General features: G+C 72.7%; 10 protein-coding genes. 4 read left to right on the top strand and 6 right to left on the bottom strand.

Translation table 11 applies throughout. The annotated features are described in order from the left end of the window. Window positions 1–6 precede the first annotated feature (6 nt). Window positions 7–999 carry an amidohydrolase family protein gene (locus tag OG702_RS25225; RefSeq protein ID WP_327291218.1) on the top strand — a complete coding sequence of 331 codons (993 nt, stop codon included), beginning with the start codon at window positions 7–9 and terminating at the stop codon, window positions 997–999. Here the strand turns inward: OG702_RS25225 and OG702_RS25230 are convergent. Then, complete coding sequence (locus OG702_RS25230) at window positions 965–1510, bottom strand: MarR family winged helix-turn-helix transcriptional regulator (RefSeq protein WP_327291219.1); 546 nt, start codon at window positions 1508–1510, stop codon at window positions 965–967. The genes OG702_RS25225 and OG702_RS25230 overlap by 35 nt on opposite strands. Continuing rightward, a complete protein-coding gene (locus tag OG702_RS25235; protein ID WP_327291220.1) occupies window positions 1507–2922 on the bottom strand; it encodes an MFS transporter in 1416 nt (471 codons plus the stop codon). The genes OG702_RS25230 and OG702_RS25235 overlap by 4 nt, the downstream gene beginning before the upstream one ends. 123 nt (window positions 2923–3045) lie before the next feature. Here OG702_RS25235 and dusB point away from each other — a divergent pair, with 123 nt between their 5' ends. Both dusB and ppdK read left to right on the top strand, forming a co-directional pair. Then, on the top strand, window positions 3046–4209 hold the full coding sequence (dusB, locus tag OG702_RS25240) for a tRNA dihydrouridine synthase DusB (protein ID WP_327291221.1): 1164 nt from the start codon (window positions 3046–3048) through the stop codon (window positions 4207–4209). A 379-nt stretch (window positions 4210–4588) separates the two neighbouring features. Then, window positions 4589–7300 carry a pyruvate, phosphate dikinase gene (gene ppdK / locus OG702_RS25245; RefSeq protein ID WP_442814531.1) on the top strand — a complete coding sequence of 904 codons (2712 nt, stop codon included), beginning with the start codon at window positions 4589–4591 and terminating at the stop codon, window positions 7298–7300. Between the two features lie 302 nt (window positions 7301–7602). Here the strand turns inward: ppdK and OG702_RS25250 are convergent, their stop codons facing one another. Together OG702_RS25250 and OG702_RS25255 are read right to left on the bottom strand one after the other, a co-directional pair. Beyond that, the gene (locus OG702_RS25250) at window positions 7603–8328 is read right to left on the bottom strand and encodes a DUF4230 domain-containing protein (protein WP_327291222.1); all 726 of its coding nucleotides are present in this window, start codon (window positions 8326–8328) and stop codon (window positions 7603–7605) included. 151 nt (window positions 8329–8479) lie between these two features. Next, window positions 8480–9664 carry a hypothetical protein gene (locus OG702_RS25255; RefSeq protein ID WP_327291223.1) on the bottom strand — a complete coding sequence of 395 codons (1185 nt, stop codon included), beginning with the start codon at window positions 9662–9664 and terminating at the stop codon, window positions 8480–8482. A gap of 324 nt (window positions 9665–9988) precedes the next feature. On the opposite strand from OG702_RS25255, the gene OG702_RS25260 reads away from it, so the two are divergent. Then, window positions 9989–11059 carry a LacI family DNA-binding transcriptional regulator gene (locus OG702_RS25260; protein ID WP_327291224.1) on the top strand — a complete coding sequence of 357 codons (1071 nt, stop codon included), beginning with the start codon at window positions 9989–9991 and terminating at the stop codon, window positions 11057–11059. Window positions 11060–11146: 87 nt separating this feature from the next. On the opposite strand, the gene nirD is transcribed toward OG702_RS25260, so the two are convergent. Next, on the bottom strand, window positions 11147–11539 hold the full coding sequence (gene nirD, locus OG702_RS25265; protein WP_327291225.1) for a nitrite reductase small subunit NirD: 393 nt from the start codon (window positions 11537–11539) through the stop codon (window positions 11147–11149). After that, complete coding sequence (gene nirB / locus OG702_RS25270; RefSeq protein ID WP_327293366.1) at window positions 11536–14064, bottom strand: nitrite reductase large subunit NirB; 2529 nt, start codon at window positions 14062–14064, stop codon at window positions 11536–11538. Before nirB ends, nirD begins: the two co-directional genes overlap by 4 nt. Window positions 14065–14352 lie beyond the last annotated feature (288 nt).

Below are 14352 nucleotides of genomic sequence, written 5' to 3' on the forward strand. Positions count from 1 at the left end.
TGTCCTGTGAACGCCGGACCCGTCGACATCCACGCCCACTTCGCGCCGCCCACCACCCCCGCCCAGCGTGACGCCTTCTGGAAGGCCATGCGCGCCGGCTGCTTCCTGTTGGACGAACCACCGCACTGGACACCGGAAGGCACCCTGGCCGCGATGGAACGCGCCGGCGTGCGGATGCAGTTGCTCAGCAGCGTCGTGCCGGGACCGGTCGAGCGCCTGCGCCCGGTCAACGACTACGGCGCCGCGCTGGTCGCCGAGTTCCCCACCCGCTTCGGGCTGCTCGCCGCGCTGCCCACCGACGACCCGGCCGCCTGCCTGGCCGAAATCGCCCGCGCCGGCGAGGAGTTGGGCGCGGACGGCTACGCGGTGGCCACTGCGTACAACGGGGTGCGCCTCGCCGACCCCCGGCTCGAACCGGTCTGGGCCGCACTCGACGCGCGGGCCGCCACCGTCTTCGTCCACCCCGACGTCTTCGCACCTCCGGTACTCGGCCGCCCCAGCGCGCTGGTCGAGGTCGCCTTCGACACCGCGAGCACCGTCACCGAGTTGCTCTACGCCGGGGTGCTGCGCCGCCACCGCCGCGTGCGGCTGGTGCTCGCGCACTGCGGCGGCGCCCTGCCCGCGCTCAGCGGGCGGCTGCTGGCGCTGGGCGCCGAGGCGTGGGTGCCGAACCCGGCGGGGCTGACCCGGCAGGAGATCGGCGACCAGCTGGCCGCCCTGCACCTCGACACCGCCGGTTGCGGCAGCGCGCACGCGATCGCCCCCGCGCTGGCCATGACCACCGCCGACCACCTGGTCTACGGATCCGACTGGGGCGCGCCCTGCACCACCGAGGAGTCGATGGCCGCGGCCCGCGCGGACCTCGCCGCCAACCCGCTGCTGACCGACGCCGAGCGGGACGGCCTGTGGCAGGCCGCGCTGCGCCTGCTGCCGACGGCCGCCGCGCGCCTGGCCGGCGCGGCGGTCAGTCCCGGGGAGGCCCGGCCAGTGCCGAGGTGATCCGCTCCAGTGCCGCCAGGTCCGCCGCCGGCAGCGCGAGCAGCGCCGGCGGCGGGTTGCCGAGGATCGCGTTCGCCCGGTCGGCCACCGCCAGGCCCTCCGCGGTGGCCGAGACGATCTTGCAGCGCCGGTCGGTGGGGTGCTGCCTGCGCTCCACCAGGCCGCGCTTTTGCAGGTCGTCCACCACGAGGGTGAGATAGGGGCGGTCGCAGGCCAACTCGGCAGCCAGCTCGCTCATCTGGGAGGGCCGGGCGGCGATCCTGCGCAGCGCCTTGACCCTGAAGAAGCTCATGCCGATGGCCTCGGCGACCTCCTTGCGGCGCTCGTTGCGCTCCAGCACCAGGGCGCGCAGGTTGCGCCACACCCGCCCGGCCGTCTCCTGCGCGGCGTCCTGTCCCTCGGGACCGCCGGCCTGACCGCCGCTGGCCGCGCCCGTGACCGGGTCGCCGGCCCGCTCGCAGTACGCCGCCTTGTCCGGGTCGCCGGCCGTCTCGTGCCGTGCCGCCGTCACACCTTCACCGCCATCCGGTTGTCCTCCGCCTCGGGCGCCAGCAGCCCTGCCGTGCGCGCCGCCGTGGCCTTGGCCCACCGGCCGGTGGTGAGCGTACCGAGCACCAGCACCGAGGCACCACAGCCCGCGATGATCCACCAGGCGCCCTCGTGCAGCCCGGCGGCCAGCGCCGCACCCAGCACCGCGACGCCCAGCGACTGGCCGACCTGCCGGCTCGTCGAGGCGACCGCCGCCGCCACCCCGGCCTGCGCGCGCGGCATGCCGGACACGGCGGTGTTGGTGATCGGCGCGTTGACCAGGCCGAAGCCGATGCCGAAGAGCACGTAGGAGGTGAAGAGCAGCACGTCGGACGACTGGGCGTCGAACCCGGCGAAGAGCACGCCGCTGGCCGTCATCGCGGTGCCCGCGAGCACCAGCGGGACGCGTGGCCCACGCGTGCCGACCAGGCGGCCGGACAGCGGGGCGAAGACCAGGGCCATCGCCGCCATCGGCAGCATGTAGAGGCCCGCGTCGAGGGCGGACAGGCCGCGCTCGTCCTGCAGGTAGAGGGTGTTGAGGAAGAGGAAGCCGCCGAGCGCGGCGAAGCCGCTGACCGCGATCACGGTGGCGCCGCTGAAGGGGACGCTGCGGAAGAACCGGGTGTCGATCAGCGGGTCGACCCGCCGCTTCTCGTAGGCGGCCAGGGCCGCCGCGGCCAGCGCGGCCACCGCGAAGCAGCCGATGATCAGCGCGGAGGACCAGCCCGCGTCCGAGCCCTCGATGATCCCGTAGGTCAGCGTGCCGAGCAGCGCGATGACCAGCAGCTGGCCGACCGGGTCCACCCGGCGGGCCCGGGGGGCGCGCGACTCGGGGACGAAGCGGGCGGTCAGCGCCAGTGCGGCGAGGCCGATCGGCAGGTTGATCCAGAAGATCGCCCGCCAGCCCACCGACTCCACCAGCGCGCCGCCCACGATCGGCCCGGCGGCCATGCTGATGCCGATGACCCCGCCCCACACCCCGATGGCCCGGGCCCGCTCGCGCGGCTCGGAGAAGGTGTTGGTGATGATCGACATCGCCACCGGGTTGAGCATGGATCCGCCGACCGCCTGCACCATCCGGAAGGCGATCAGCCATCCCAGGCTGGGGGCCAGGCTGCACAGCAGGGATCCGGCGGTGAAGACCGCAAGGCCGGTCTGGAAGACCCGCTTACGGCCGATCCGGTCCGCCGTCGAACCGGACAACAGCAGCAGGGAGGCGATGACCAGCAGATACGCGTCGATGGTCCACTGGAGTCCGGAGACCGAGGCGTGGAACTCCTTCTGCAACGACGGGAGCGCGACGTTCAGGATGGTGTTGTCCAGGCTGACGATCAGCAGGCTCATGCAGCAGATCGCCAGGATGAGGGTGCGGCGCCGTGCGGTGGGTTCCGGCATGGATGGTGGATCCAATGATTGTGTGAGTAGAACGATTAATATCGTACAACGACCTGACTGGTCCGGCTCCCCTGCGGACGGGGGCAGCGTGGCCACTGCCGGGCGTACGGGACAATGGACGGCATGACCGCTGACGCCACCCTGGCCCCGCCCGTGCCCGGCGCGCTCCGGATCGGGCCGCACTCCGTCCAGCCGCCGGTCGTCCTGGCACCGATGGCCGGCATCACCAACGCGCCCTTCCGCACGCTGTGCCGGGAGTTCAGCGGGGGCAAGGGCCTGTTCGTCAGCGAGATGATCACCACCAGGGCGCTGGTCGAGCGCAACGAGAAGACCATGCAGCTCATCCACTTCGACGCCACCGAGAAGCCGCGCTCCATCCAGCTCTACGGCGTCGACCCGGTGACCGTCGGCAAGGCCGTGCGGATGATCGTGGACGAGGACCTGGCCGACCACATCGACCTCAACTTCGGCTGCCCGGTGCCCAAGGTCACCCGCAAGGGCGGCGGCTCCGCGCTGCCGTACAAGCGCAACCTGCTGCGGTCGATCCTGCGCGAGGCGGTCGGCAACGCCGCGGACCTGCCGGTCACCATCAAGATGCGCAAGGGCATCGACGACGACCACCTGACCTATCTGGACGCCGGCCGGATCGCCGTCGAGGAGGGCGTCACCGCGGTCGCCCTGCACGGCCGCACCGCCGCACAGCACTACGGCGGGACCGCCGACTGGGACGCCGTCGCGCGGCTCAAGGAGCACGTCGCCGAGATCCCGGTGCTCGGCAACGGCGACATCTGGTGCGCCGATGACGCGCTGCGGATGATGCGGGAGACCGGGTGCGACGGAGTCGTCGTCGGGCGCGGCTGCCTCGGGCGCCCGTGGCTCTTCGGCGACCTGGTCGCGGCCTTCGAGGACACCGGCTCCGCCCCTGCCACGCCCGACTTCGGCCGGGTCACGGCCGTCATGCGGCGGCACGCCGAACTGCTCGGCCAGTGGCTCGGCGACGAGACCCGCGGAGTGGTCGACTTCCGCAAGCACGTGCCCTGGTACACGAAGGGGTTCGCGGTCGGGTCCGAGGCCCGGCGCGCCCTCGCGACGGCGTCGTCCCTCGCCGACCTGGACGAGCAGTTCGCCGCGCTCGACCTGACGCAGGCCTGGCCGGCCCACGCGGACGGCCCCCGGGGCCGGACCGCGCCCGGCAAGCGCGTCGTGCTGCCGGACGGCTGGCTGAACGACCCCTTCGACTGCGCCATGCCGTCGGCCGACGCCGAGTCCGACACGTCGGGCGGCTGACCCCGCCGCACTGCGTAGCCGGGGGTACGTCAGGGAGGTGATTCGCATCACGCCTGATGCCCTACCCGCTCAAACGAGCGCCCATCCGAGCATCACACCTCTCGAATGCATGGCACTCAGTGCCAGTGTGGATGCGTGCAGAGGCTCACGGCAACCGTCACTCCGCGTGCACCCGACCGTCCTCCGGCCTCGCGGAGCGACACGGTGCCTTCGCTTCGTGAACGCGGCATGACCACCCGCCGACGTGGCGAATACTTTCGAAGCCTCGGCAGACGAGCGGTTAAACCCGTGTGTCGTGCGGATGCACGCACTGCGGAGCCTTGGAGATGGGTACGCTCCCCGCCGTCAGGGCAACCCGGTCGCGAGGAGTCGAGGCCCAGTGTCGGCACGTCAGCAGCAGCAGAAATTCGTCTACGACTTCACTGAGGGCAACAAGGATCTCAGGGACCTGCTCGGCGGGAAAGGCGCGAACCTCGCCGAGATGACCAACCTCGGGCTTCCGGTCCCTCCCGGATTCACCATCACCACCGAGGCGTGCCGGGTGTATCTGGAGTCCGGCGCCGAGCCCGCCGGCCTGCGCGACGAGGTGAGTGCGCACCTCGACGCGCTGGAGCAGCGGATGGGCAAGCGGCTCGGGCAGCCGGACGACCCGCTGCTGGTGTCGGTGCGGTCCGGCGCGAAGTTCTCGATGCCCGGGATGATGGACACCGTCCTGAACATCGGCCTGTCCGACGCCTCGGTCGTCGGTCTCGCCGCCCAGGCGGACAACGAGCGGTTCGCGTGGGACTCCTACCGCCGCCTCGTGCAGATGTTCGGCGAGACCGTGATGGGCGTGCGCAGCGGCCTGTTCGAGGAGGCGCTCGACGCGGCCAAACGGGCCAAGGGTGCCGACAGCGACCTCGGCCTGGACGCGGCCGACCTGCGCACGCTGGTCGAGGACTTCAAGCAGATCGTCGTCAAGGAGACCGGCCGGGAGTTCCCGCAGGAGCCGCGCGAGCAGATGGACCTCGCGGTCTGCGCGGTGTTCGAGTCGTGGAACACCGAACGGGCCACGCTCTACCGCCGCCAGGAGCGTATCCCCGGTGACCTGGGCACCGCCGTCACCATCTGCTCGATGGTCTTCGGCAACCTCGGCCCCGACTCCGGTACGGGCGTGGCCTTCACCCGCGACCCGGCCAGCGGGGCGCAGGGCACCTACGGCGACTACCTGCAGAACGCGCAGGGCGAGGACGTCGTCGCCGGCATCCGCAACACCGTGCCGCTGGCCGACCTCGAAGGCATCGACAAGACCTCCTACGACCAGCTGATGACGATCATGCAGACGCTGGAGACGCACTACCGTGACCTGTGCGACATCGAGTTCACCATCGAGCGCGGTCAGTTGTGGATGCTGCAGACCCGGGTCGGCAAGCGGACCGCGGCGGCGGCCTTCCGTATCGCCACCCAACTGGTCGACCAGGGGCTGATCGACGAGGCCGAGGCCCTGCAGCGCGTCAACGGGGCGCAGTTGAGCCAGCTGATGTTCCCGCAGTTCGACGACACCGTGGCGGACAGCGGTTCGGTCCGGCGGATCGGCTGGGGCATCGCCGCCTCGCCGGGGGCCGCGGTCGGCAAGGCGGTCTTCGACTCGTACACGGCGGTGAAGTGGTCCCGCTCCGGTGAGCAGGTCATCCTGATCCGCCGCGAGACCAACCCCGACGACCTGGGCGGCATGGTCGCCGCCGAGGGCATCCTGACCTCGCGCGGCGGCAAGACCTCGCACGCGGCCGTCGTCGCCCGCGGCATGGGCAAGACCTGCGTGTGCGGGGCCGAGGAGCTGGAGGTCGACACCAAGCGGCGCCGGCTCACCGCGCCCGGTGGCGTGGTGATAGAGGAGGGCGACCTCATCTCGATCGACGGCTCCACCGGCAAGATCTACCTCGGCGAGGTGCCGGTCGTGCCCTCTCCGGTGGTCGAGTACTTCGAGGGCCGGATGCACGCGGGCGCCGACGAGGCGGACGGCCTGGTGCAGGCCGTGCACCGGGTGATGGCCTACGCCGACCGGGTCCGCAGGCTGCGGGTGCGCGCCAACGCCGACAACGCCGAGGACGCCGCGCGCGCCCGCCGCTTCGGGGCGCAGGGCATCGGCCTGTGCCGTACCGAGCACATGTTCCTCGGCGAGCGCCGCGAGCTGGTCGAGCGGCTGGTGCTGGCCGACACCGACGCCGAACGGAACGAGGCGCTCGGCGCGTTGCTGCCGCTGCAGAAGGCCGACTTCATCGAACTGCTTGAGGCGATGGACGGCCTGCCGGTGACGGTGAGGCTGTTGGACCCGCCGCTGCACGAATTCCTGCCGGACATCACCGAGTTGTCGGTACGGGTCGCGCTCGCCGAGTCCCGCGAGGACGCCAACGAGAACGACCTGCGGCTGCTGCAGGCCGTCCACCGGCTGCACGAGCAGAACCCGATGCTGGGGCTGCGCGGGGTGCGCCTCGGCCTGGTGATCCCGGGGCTGTTCGCGATGCAGGTACGCGCCATCGCCGAGGCCGCCGCCCATCGCAAGGCGGCCAAGGGCGACCCGCGGGCCGAGATCATGATCCCGCTGGTCGGCACCGTCCAGGAGCTGGAGATCGTCCGCGACGAGGCGGACCTGGTGATCGCCGAGGTCGAGGCGGCCACCGGCACCCGGCTGAAGCTGTCCATCGGCACGATGATCGAACTGCCGCGCGCCGCCCTGACCGCGGGCCAGATCGCCGAGGCCGCCGAGTTCTTCTCCTTCGGCACCAACGACCTCACCCAGACCGTGTGGGGCTTCTCCCGCGACGACGTCGAGGCGTCCTTCTTCACCGCCTACCTGGAGAAGGGCATCTTCGGCGTGTCCCCCTTCGAGACCATCGACAGGGACGGCGTCGGCGCCCTGGTCCGCAGCGCCGCGGAGGCCGGCCGCGCCACCCGCCCCGACCTCAAGCTCGGCATCTGCGGCGAGCACGGCGGCGACCCGGAGTCCGTGCACTTCTTCCACGACGTCGGCCTGGACTACGTCTCCTGCTCACCGTTCCGCATTCCCGTCGCCCGCCTGGAGGCCGGCCGCGCCGCCGCCAGATCCCGCTGACCCCCCCGACCGGGCCGGCCCGGTCCGCCGCCGCAGGCCCCTTGCCCTGGGGGCCGAACCCTCACCGCCCGGCGGCCCGGACCGGCCCTTCCCCGCCGGGGGCGGCGCTTCGTGCGGAGGCGCCGCCCCCGGCTTTCTCACGCTGCCCCCGGGGCATCCCTGAGCCGGCCGGACCGGGCGTACCCGGGACCGGCCTGCGGCGGCGGCTCGACGAGCTCAGCGGCGAAGTGGAGCGGCACTTCGGCTACGAGGAGGAGCATCTGCTTCCCGCGCTCACGTCCTCGTAGCCGAAGGCGCCGAACTCACTTCTTCGTGGGGGACGGCGACGCGCTCGCCGTGCTCGAACCGGACGGCGACGGGGTCGCCTTGGCGGGCGGGCCGAAGGTCACGTTGACCGTGGTGAAGCCCAGCGAGCTCAGCATCTGCTGGAGCATCATGCGGGTGTTGGTCTCCGCCCGGCCGGCCAGTTCGGTCTGCTTGGCGGCGTCCTGGATCTTCTGCGCGGCCAGCTCGTTGAGCTGCTGCAGATTGCCGGTGTCGCTGCCGAAGAAGTCGCCGACCCGGTCGAAGAAGCCGCGCGACTGGGAGACCACGTAGGAGTTCTTGGTGTCCAGGGAGGTCCGCTCCAGTGCCGCGTGCGGCAGCCGCAGCGACGCGGTCTTGCGGTCGTCGGAGACCGTCACCGCGTCCCCCTTGACCGAACCGAGGTCGACATAGGCGTCGACGCTGCCTGCTCCGACGTAGAGCGTGCGCTTGCCGCGCACGACGTCGGGCAGGTACTTGGCGTCCTTGTCCAGGTCCACCACGACCTCGAAGTTGCCGCTCGCACCCTCGAACCGGTTCATGTCCTGAATCGACTTCAGGAGTACGGGACCACTGCGGTCCTTGGTCGTCTCGGCGAACGGATTCGGCAGACCCGGCAGCCAGTTCGCCTTGCCGAGCAGGACGAACAGCAGCCCGAGGGCGACGACTCCGATGATCGTCCTGACCCACCAGGGCATCCGGCTGACTGCTTCTTGCGTGGCCATGACCACCTCCTCTTCCCCCGGTTACCCGGGAAGGGCGCTGTGATGGCTGTGAAAGCCGCCCAATGTCCCGCCGAGCGGCGGGACATGGCAGTGCGGGGCGCCACGTCCGGCGCGGCGGCCCCGCACCGCGTGCGTCGGCGGCAGCCGTGGATCAGTGGCTGCGGCGGCGCAGCCGGACCGAGACCGTCGTGGCGGCGCCGGCCAGCAGCAGCGCACCGCCCGCGACGGCGGCGACGGTCGAGGAGGAGCCGGCGCCGGTGCTGGCGAGCTGGGCGCCGGTCGCCGGGGTCGCGGTCGCGGACGCCGTCGTGGTCGGGGTCGGGGTCGCGGTGGCCGAAGCGGTCGGGGTCGCCGCGGCAGCCTTCGTGACGGTCAGTGCCGTGTCCTTCTGGCACAGCGTGGTTCCGGTGAAGGGCGTGCTGCCCTCGTTGACCAGGACGCAGTCGCCGAGCGTGGTCCGGCCCACCGGGGTCCCGGCCTGGTAGGAGACCCGGACCCGGGTGACGGTCGAGCTGTCCGCGCCGACCGAGGAGTCCCGGCCGTCGAGGTAGAAGCCCAGCCGGCCGCCGGGCTCGCGCGGGTCGGCCACCGGCGTCAGGGTCGTCCACGTGCCGGACTTCAGGACCTGCACGGTCGCGTGCTTGTCGGCGAACAGCAGGTGCGAGAGGTTCGTGTACACCGACGGCGTCGGGTTGGAGACCTTCGCGTCGAAGGCGATCGGGGCGCCGCCCGCGACCACGTCGGCGGGCACCCCCGCGAAGGACGACGTGACCGAGCCGACCTTGATCGTGTGGGTGTCCTTCGCCTCGGCCACCCACGACCCGGTCGCGCCGACGACCGAGGTCAGGGTGACGGACTCGGCGCCGCCGTCGCTGTCACCGTGGTGCGCGGTGCCCATCGGCAGGCCGATCCGCAGGTGGACGGTCCTGGTGGTGCCCGGCGGTACGGAGAAGGTCTCGGACGGCCGCCCGCTGAAGACGCCGCCGGCGAAGGTCAGCTCGACCGGCTTCCAACTGCCGTCCGCGGCACGGTAGTCGATGCTCAAGCCGTCGGACGGCATCCCCGCACCGGCCGCGGCCTCCAGCTCCAGGATGTCGGGTACGTAGCCGGTGCCGGTGTTGCCGATGGTCTCGGTGAATTCGACCGGCCCGCCCGCGAGGCCGATCCGGGCCGGCGCGTCGACCGACAGGGTCATCTTCGGTACGCCGTCGCCGGGAGTGCCGTCGGCCGAGGCCGTCGGGGCGAGGGCCAGTGCGGCGCCGGACAGGGCGAGGGCGGCGCCCGCGGTGGCGGCGGATGCGCGCAGCGTGCGGTGGTGGATGGTGGAGCGGTTCAACGTATCCCCCCAGGATGCGTGAAGGCAGGGCGGACGAGCCCGTGCCCGTGCGGGCCGGTCGGCCCGCGGTGACCGGCAGGGAACGTCCGGGTGAACGCCCCTGTCACCAGGAGAGATCCCGCGGACGATCGCTGCGTTCCCCTGGGTCCGTCCTGGTTCCGTAACAGCCGATGGGGGAGGGCACGGGGAGGCGCGGGTGATCATCGGCCCGGCCGGTCGCCCGAATATTTCGGGGATGTAACCGAATCTTTTGGGACTCCATGGAGCTAATTGACACGGCTGTGGCGCGGACGGACCCCACCCGCCCGGGCTACGATCGCACCCATGAGTGCCACGATTCCCCAGCCCTCGCACGATGACCAGTCGGGAACCACCGGCGAGGGCACGGCGACGCTTGCCGAGATCGCCCGGGCCGCCGGGGTCTCGGCTCCGACTGTTTCGAAAGTGCTCAACGGCCGCGGTGACGTGGCCCCCGCCACCCGCAGCCGGGTCGAGGACCTCCTGCGCCGGCACGGCTACCAGCGCCGCCGCGGCAGCATGCAGCCCGCGCCGCTGCTCGACCTGGTCTTCCACGAGCTGGAGAGCTCGTGGGCGATGGAGGTGATCAGGGGCGTCGAGCGGGTGGCCGGCCAGGAGGGCCTCAGCGTGGTGCTGTCGGAGTCGGCGGGCCGCCTCAGCCCCGGCCAGACCTGGGTGGACGGGGTGCTCGCCCGCCGCCCCACCGGGGTGATCCTGGTGCTCTCCGGGCTCGACCCGGCGCAGCGCGCGCAGCTGATCAGCCGCGACATCCCGTTCGTGGTGCTCGACCCGGCCGGCGACCCCGGCGAGGACGTGCCGGCCATCGGCGCCACCAACTGGCAGGGCGGCCTCGCCGCCACCCGCCATCTGCTGGACCTGGGCCACACCAGGATCGGCGTGCTCGGCGGCCCGGCCAAGATGATGTGCAGCCGGGCCAGGATCGACGGCTACCGTGCCGCGCTGGAGACCGCGGGAGTGCGCTACGACCCGGGCCTGGTGGTCTCCGGCAACTTCCACCACGAGGCCGGCTACACCGCGGGCCTTGAACTGCTGCGCCGCCCCGACCGCCCCACCGCCGTCTTCACCGGCAACGACCTCCAGGCACTCGGCCTGTACGAGGCGGCCCGCGAGCTGGGCCTGTCGATCCCGCGCGACCTGAGCGTGGTCGGCTTCGACGACCTGCCGCTCGCCACCTGGATCAGCCCGCCGCTGACCACCGTGCGGCAGCCGCTGACCGAGATGGCGGAGGCGGCGGCCCGGCTGGTGCTCGACCTGAGCCGTGGCCGGCAGCCCAGCACGCTGCGGGTGGACCTGGCGACCCGGCTGGTGGAGCGCAGCAGTACGGCGCCGCCGGCCGGCGCGGCCGGGGACGCCTGACCGCTGCCGCCGCCCGCGGACCGGCGACGACCGGGACCTCCGGCATCCGCCGGTCCGCGGGCGCCGGCGGCCCGCTCGCGGCCCCCGTCAGGGAGTGGCGGGGGCCACCCGTATCGGGTAGCTCTCCACGGCCACCGTGTCGTCGTCCAGGCAGTGGCCGTCGGCCAGGTCGAAGCGCTGCTTGAGCAGCGGCGAGGCCACGTAGGCGCGGCTCTGGACCGAGCCGAGCAGGCCGTGGCACAGCACACCGGCGCCGGTGAAGGGGTCCACGTTGCCGATCGCGTAGAGCCGTCCTGCCCGGTCGCGGAAGAGCGCGGCCTGCCGCCCGTCGGGCAGCAGCGCCGCCACCCCGCGGCCCGGCAGCAGCGCACCGGCCGGGCACACCGCCAACCAGCCCTCGCCGGTGCGCAGTTCGACCGTCCCGCTGAGGGACGGGGCCGGGCCGGGGGAAGCGGCCGCGGTGGGGGAGGGGGCGGTCATACGGTCACCGTCTCTGTCAGGGCCAGCAGGACCGGCTCGGGCTTGATCTGGCCGCGCTCGGGCACGAACCGGACGGTCGGGTCGGGGGTTCCCGGCGCGTTGACGAAGGAGACGAAGCGGCTCAGCCGCTCCGGGTCGTTGACGGTGTCCGCCCACTCGTCGCGGTAGCCCGCGACATGCGCGGCCATCAGGGCCTCCAGCTCCCCGCAGATGCCCAGCGAGTCGTGGACGACGACGTCGCGGACGTGTCCGAGGCCGCCCGCGACGCGCTGCAGCCACACGCTGGTGCGCTCCAGGGGCTCGGCGGTGCGGATGTAGAACATCAGGAAGCGGTCGATGAGCCGCACCAGTTCGGCGTCGGAGAGGTCCTGCGCCAGCAGGTCCGCGTGCCGGGGCGTGGCGCCGCCGTTGCCGCCGACGTACAGATTCCAGCCGCTGGCGGTCGCGATCACCCCGAAGTCCTTGCTCTGCGCCTCCGCGCACTCGCGCGCGCAGCCGGAGACCGCCGACTTGAGCTTGTGCGGCGAGCGCAGGCCCCGGTAGCGCAGCTCCAGGCCGATCGCCATCCTGACGCTGTCCTGCACGCCGTAGCGGCACCAGGTCTGCCCCACGCAGGACTTCACCGTCCGCAGCGCCTTGCCGTAGGCGTGCCCGGACTCGAAGCCGGCGTCGACCAGCCGGGACCAGATCAGCGGCAGTTGCTCCACCCGGGCGCCGAAGAGGTCGATGCGCTGGCCGCCGGTGATCTTCGTGTAGAGGCCGAAGTCGCGGGCCACCTCGCCGATCACGATGAGCCGCTCGGGGGTGATCTCACCGCCGGGGATGCGCGGCACGACCGAATAGGAGCCGTTCTTCTGCATGTTGGCCAGGAAGTGGTCATTGGTGTCCTGCAACGCGGCCTGCTCGCCGTCCAGCACGTGCACGCTCGCGCCGACCGTGGCGGCCAGCGACGCCAGGATCGAGGCGACGGCCGGCTTGCAGACCTCGCAGCCGTCGCCGCCGCGCGCGCCCTCCCGGCCGTGGGCGTCCAGCAGTTCGCGGTAGGAGGAGATCCGCAGCGCCAGCACGATCTCGTACAGCTCGGCCCTGGTCTGCCCGAAGTGCGGGCACAGGCCGCCGTCCACCTCGACACCGTTCGCCGCCAGCTCCGCGGTCACCAGCCGGCCCACCACCTTCACGCAACTGCCGCAGCCCGCACCGGCCTTGGTGCACTTCTTCACCTCTGCGACGGTGCCGCAGCCGTGGTCGCCGACCGCGCCGCGGATCGCGCCCGTGGTCACGTGGTGGCAGCTGCAGACCACCGCCTCGTCGGGCAGCGCGGCCGGGCCGAGCACGACCGGCGCGCCCGCGCCGGCCGGCAGCACCAGGTGCTCGGGCGCCACCGGCGGCACCGAACCCGTCAACGGCCGCAGCACGCCGTACGATTCGACGTCGCCGACCAGGACGCCGCCCAGCAGCGTCCCGTCCCGGCCGACCACCAGCTTGCGGTAGATCCCCGACCTGGCGTCCGAGTACAGCACGTCCAGGGACCCGTCGGTGGCGCCGTGGGCGTCGCCGAAGCTCGCCACGTCCACGCCCAGTAGCTTCAGCCTGGTGGACAGGTCGGCGCCGGTGAAGGCGCCCGCGTCACCGGCGATCGTCCTGGCCGCGGTCTCGGCCATCTCGTTGCCGGGCGCGACCAGGCCGTAGACGCGGCCGTCCGCCGCCAGCGCGCACTCGCCGATCGCGAAGACCGCCGCGTCCGGCGTGCGGCACTGCTCGTCCACCACGACGCCGCCGCGCTCGCCGACCGGCAGCCCGCAGGCCCGTGCCAGCTCGTCCCGCGGCCGCACCCCGGCGGAGAAGACCACCATGCCGGTGGGCAGTACGGACCCGTCCGACAGCGCCATCCCGCTGACCCGCCCGTCGCCGCCCACGGTGATCTCCCGGGTGCCGACCCCGGTGTGCACGGCCACCCCCAGCGACTCGACGCTACGCCGCAGGGCCCGGCCGCCGCCCTCGTCGACCTGCACAGGCATCAGCCGCGGCGCGAACTCCACCACGTGGGTGTCCAGGCCGAGCCCCCGCAGCGCGCCGGCCGCCTCCAGACCCAGCAGCCCGCCGCCGACCACCGCGCCGCTGGTCACGCCCTGTGCGTAGGCCTCGATCGCCAGCAGGTCCTCGATGGTGCGGTAGACGAAGCAGCCCGCCGCGTCCCTGCCCGGCACCGGCGGCACGAACGGGTACGAGCCGGTGGCGAGCACCAGCGTGTCGTAGACCACCGTCAGGCCAGAACGGGCCGTCACCGTACGGGAGTCGCGGTCCACGGCGACCGCCGGGTCGCCCAGGTGCAGCTCGATGCCGTGCCGCGCCATGAAGCCGTCCTCGACCATCGACAGGTCCGCGGGGCGGGCGTTCTCGGAGAAGTACGAGGTCAGGTGCACCCGGTCGTACGCCGGGCGGGGCTCCTCGCACAGCACGACCACCCGCGCCCGCCCGGTCACCCCGCGGTCCGCGAGCGCTTCGAGGAAGCGCTGGCCGACCATCCCGTGGCCGACGAGCACGATCGTGCCGCCCGCGGTGTCGCGCCCGGTGCCGTCCCCGGTGTCGCGCGTGGTGTCGCGGTCCGCAGCCCTGGTGACAGCCATGCTCACACACCTCCGTCGTCGTCCCTGCCACGAGCCTGGGCCGCCGCTGTTTCCCACCCGGATCCCCGCCATTACCCGCAGCGAACGGTGCGCTCATCCCCGGCTGCGGCAGACTGTGAGCCGGCCCCACCGTCCTGACCGGATCGTTCCGCCCCCGGACATGATCGTGTCTGGCGGCGGCGCCGC

The sequence above is a fragment of the Streptomyces sp. NBC_01198 genome, assembly GCF_036010485.1.
Taxonomy (GTDB): domain Bacteria; phylum Actinomycetota; class Actinomycetes; order Streptomycetales; family Streptomycetaceae; genus Actinacidiphila.

What these genes read in the sequence shown, in the direction of transcription:
- nirB (WP_327293366.1), bottom strand. Translation starts at nt 14,064, where the DNA reads ATGGTCGGCCAGCGCTTCCTCGAAGCGCTCGCGGACCGCGGGGTGACC.
- OG702_RS25235 (WP_327291220.1), bottom strand. Translation starts at nt 2,922, where the DNA reads ATGCCGGAACCCACCGCACGGCGCCGCACCCTCATCCTGGCGATCTGC.
- OG702_RS25260 (WP_327291224.1), top strand. Translation starts at nt 9,989, where the DNA reads ATGAGTGCCACGATTCCCCAGCCCTCGCACGATGACCAGTCGGGAACC.
- dusB (WP_327291221.1), top strand. Translation starts at nt 3,046, where the DNA reads ATGACCGCTGACGCCACCCTGGCCCCGCCCGTGCCCGGCGCGCTCCGG.
- nirD (WP_327291225.1), bottom strand. Translation starts at nt 11,539, where the DNA reads ATGACCGCCCCCTCCCCCACCGCGGCCGCTTCCCCCGGCCCGGCCCCG.
- OG702_RS25250 (WP_327291222.1), bottom strand. Translation starts at nt 8,328, where the DNA reads ATGGCCACGCAAGAAGCAGTCAGCCGGATGCCCTGGTGGGTCAGGACG.